This window comes from Amycolatopsis sp. NPDC003676, from assembly GCF_053587275.1.
The window spans coordinates 1-2553 of the sequence record NZ_JBSFNS010000232.1 but is presented as its reverse complement, the minus strand read 5'-3'; the positions used below and the strand labels follow the sequence as shown (position 1 = coordinate 2553).

Genomic DNA, 2553 nt, shown 5'->3' with positions numbered 1-2553 from the left:
GGGGTGAGTGCGGCGTGACCATCGATCAGGTTTCCGACTCCGTGTATGTCGTCGCCGGAACGAATGTCAACTGGGCGCTGATCAGCGACGGCACCGGCGTGACCCTCGTCGACGCCGGGTACCCCGCCGACACCCCGCTCGTGCTCGACTCGGTTCGCCAGATCGGCCACGAGCTCGCCGACATCACCGCCGTCCTGCTGACCCACGCGCATCTGGACCATATCGGCGCTGTCCCCCGGCTCGTCGACCTGCTGAACGTCCCGGTCCACACCGGTGCCGAGGAGGTCCGGCACGCCAAACGTGAGTACCTGCAACAGATCACGCCGGGCCGGCTGGTGCGGACGCTGGTCGCGCCCGGCGGGGCGCGCTGGGTCGCGCAGACACTGCGCGCGGTCCGCGGCGGTATGGGTACCAGCGTGCCGACCGCGACAGCGGCATCGATGCTTCCCGGCGGACTCGTCGCCCTGCCGACACCCGGTCACACCGACGGGCACACCGCGTATCTCCTTCCCGCCGAAGGGGTCCTGTTCTCCGGCGACGCGCTGGTGACCGGTCACCCGCTGTCCCGCCGGACCGGACCGCAGCTGCTGCCGCCGGTGTTCCATCACGACCTGGCCCGCACCCTCGACAGCGCTCGCGCGCTCACCCGGCAGCCCGCGCACACCCTCGTCCCCGGCCACGGGCAGCCGACCCGGCTCGTCCTCGCCGACTTCACCGACACCGTCCGATGACCCCGCGACCACGACACCGAACAGCAGCGCGCTCGATCATGGTGGGCGCCACCGTGCTGGCGATGGGCAGTTGTTCACCGCTGCCGGACGCGCCGACCGAGATCACTGCGGATTTCGAGAACATCGCGGGCATGTACGAGGGCAACGACGTCATGGTCCTGGGCCTAGCGGTCGGCAAGGTCGACAAGATCATCCCCAAGGGCACCTACGTCGAGGTCCACATGACCATCGACGGCGGCGTGAAGATCCCCAAGGAAGCGATCGCCGCGATCATCTCCCCCTCGATCGTGACCGACCGCCACATCGAGATCACCCCGCCCTTCACCGGCGGTGAGTCGATGAAGTCCGGTGAGCACCTGCCCAAGGCACGCACCAGGACCCCGGTCGAGCTGGACACGATGATCAAGACCATCGACCAGTTCTCCGCCTCGCTCAAGCCGGAACCCGGTCAGGAAGGACTCGGCCCGCTCTCTGGCCGGGTGCTCTACCCGGTGCTCAACGGCAACGGCCAGAAGATCCGCGAAACCCTCGACGCCCTGTCTTCGGCGTTGAAGATCGGTGTCGACAACAAGGACGCCATCTCCAACATCATCCTCGAGCTCAACGAGCTGACGACGATGCTGGCCGACAACGACCAGTCGGTGCGCGACTTCAGCAACCGGGTCACCGCCATGTCGGGCCTGCTGGCCGAACAGGCTCCCGGCCTGCAAGCCACGCTGGATCAGCTGAACGCGTTCCTGGCCAACACCTCCACGATGTTCGGCGAGCACGCCGACGAACTGTCGACTTCGCTGACGGGGCTGACCAACGTCACCAACCAACTACGCGCCAACTCCGGCGCACTGATCGAGATCGTCGACCTCACACCGCTCCTGATGGAGAACATCGATCGCACAATGGACAAGGACGGAAGGTACTTTCGCCAGAACATCCGAATCGGATCTGCCCTGTCGGGCGAAATCATCAGTGTGTTCTGCGAGCGGATCCAGATGAGGGCCGATGGATGCCGCTCCGGGAACATGCAGGAGTTCGGCCCCGACTACGGACTCACCGCCGCCCTCCTCGGACTCACGAAATAGGTCCGGCTCAGCAGCAAAGCAATTGTCCCCGTTCGGTTCGAGGTGAGCCACGCATCCACGGCAGAGATCGTGGCGACCACGTTCTGCGGCAACTGTAGAGGAATAGGCAAGTCGCTGATGGTTTCCGTCTACGACGGAAGCACCATGTCGCATTGAATAGGAGCAGTTAACTAGCAGTTAACAACCTCACAACAAGGCGGTTCACCACATGAAGATCGCACTCATCACCGGAGGCAGCGCCAGTATCGGGCAAGCTACCGCGCGTCTGCTTGCCCGCCGGGGAATCGGAGTCGTCACCACCTTCCGGTCGCACCCCGGCGATGCCGAACAGACCGTCGCCGACATCGAGGCCGAGGGCGGCGCAGCGATCGCGCTGCCCCTGAATCTGGCCCGAATCGATGGCATCGACGACTTCGTCAACCGGTTGCAGATCGAGATGGAATCCCGGTGGGGCACCAGCACACTCGACTATCTGGTCAACAACGCCGGCATCGGCGGCCCGGCGATGTTCGCCGATATCACCGAGGAAACCTTCGATACCTTTCACAACGTGCTGTTCAAGGGCCCGTATTTCTTGACCCAGAAGCTACTTCCGGTACTCGCCGACGGCGCGGCGATCGTCAACACCGGCAGCACCTCCGCCCTGCCCTCCCGCACGACTCCCGGATACTCCGCCTACGCGGCATGATCATGGGGCGCACCGACGGCGAATTCCTCGACCAGCCGCGGTTCGATCCGATTCT

3 protein-coding genes are annotated in these 2553 nt (G+C 64.9%); all 3 read left to right on the top strand.

What is annotated here, in order from left to right:
* Nucleotides 1–731 (top strand): MBL fold metallo-hydrolase (locus ACWDNU_RS45075; protein WP_449673361.1); only part of this gene is annotated, 731 nt, incomplete at its 5' end.
* Between the two features lie 53 nt (nucleotides 732–784).
* Entirely contained in the window at nucleotides 785–1810 is a 1026-nt protein-coding gene (locus tag ACWDNU_RS45070; RefSeq protein WP_449673360.1) for an MCE family protein, read from the top strand.
* A 208-nt stretch (nucleotides 1811–2018) separates the two neighbouring features.
* Nucleotides 2019–2498, top strand: coding sequence for an SDR family NAD(P)-dependent oxidoreductase (locus ACWDNU_RS45065; RefSeq protein ID WP_449673359.1), 480 nt, complete (start codon nucleotides 2019–2021; stop codon nucleotides 2496–2498).
* Nucleotides 2499–2553 lie beyond the last annotated feature (55 nt).

What these genes read in the sequence shown, in the direction of transcription:
- ACWDNU_RS45065 (WP_449673359.1), top strand. Translation starts at nt 2,019, where the DNA reads ATGAAGATCGCACTCATCACCGGAGGCAGCGCCAGTATCGGGCAAGCT.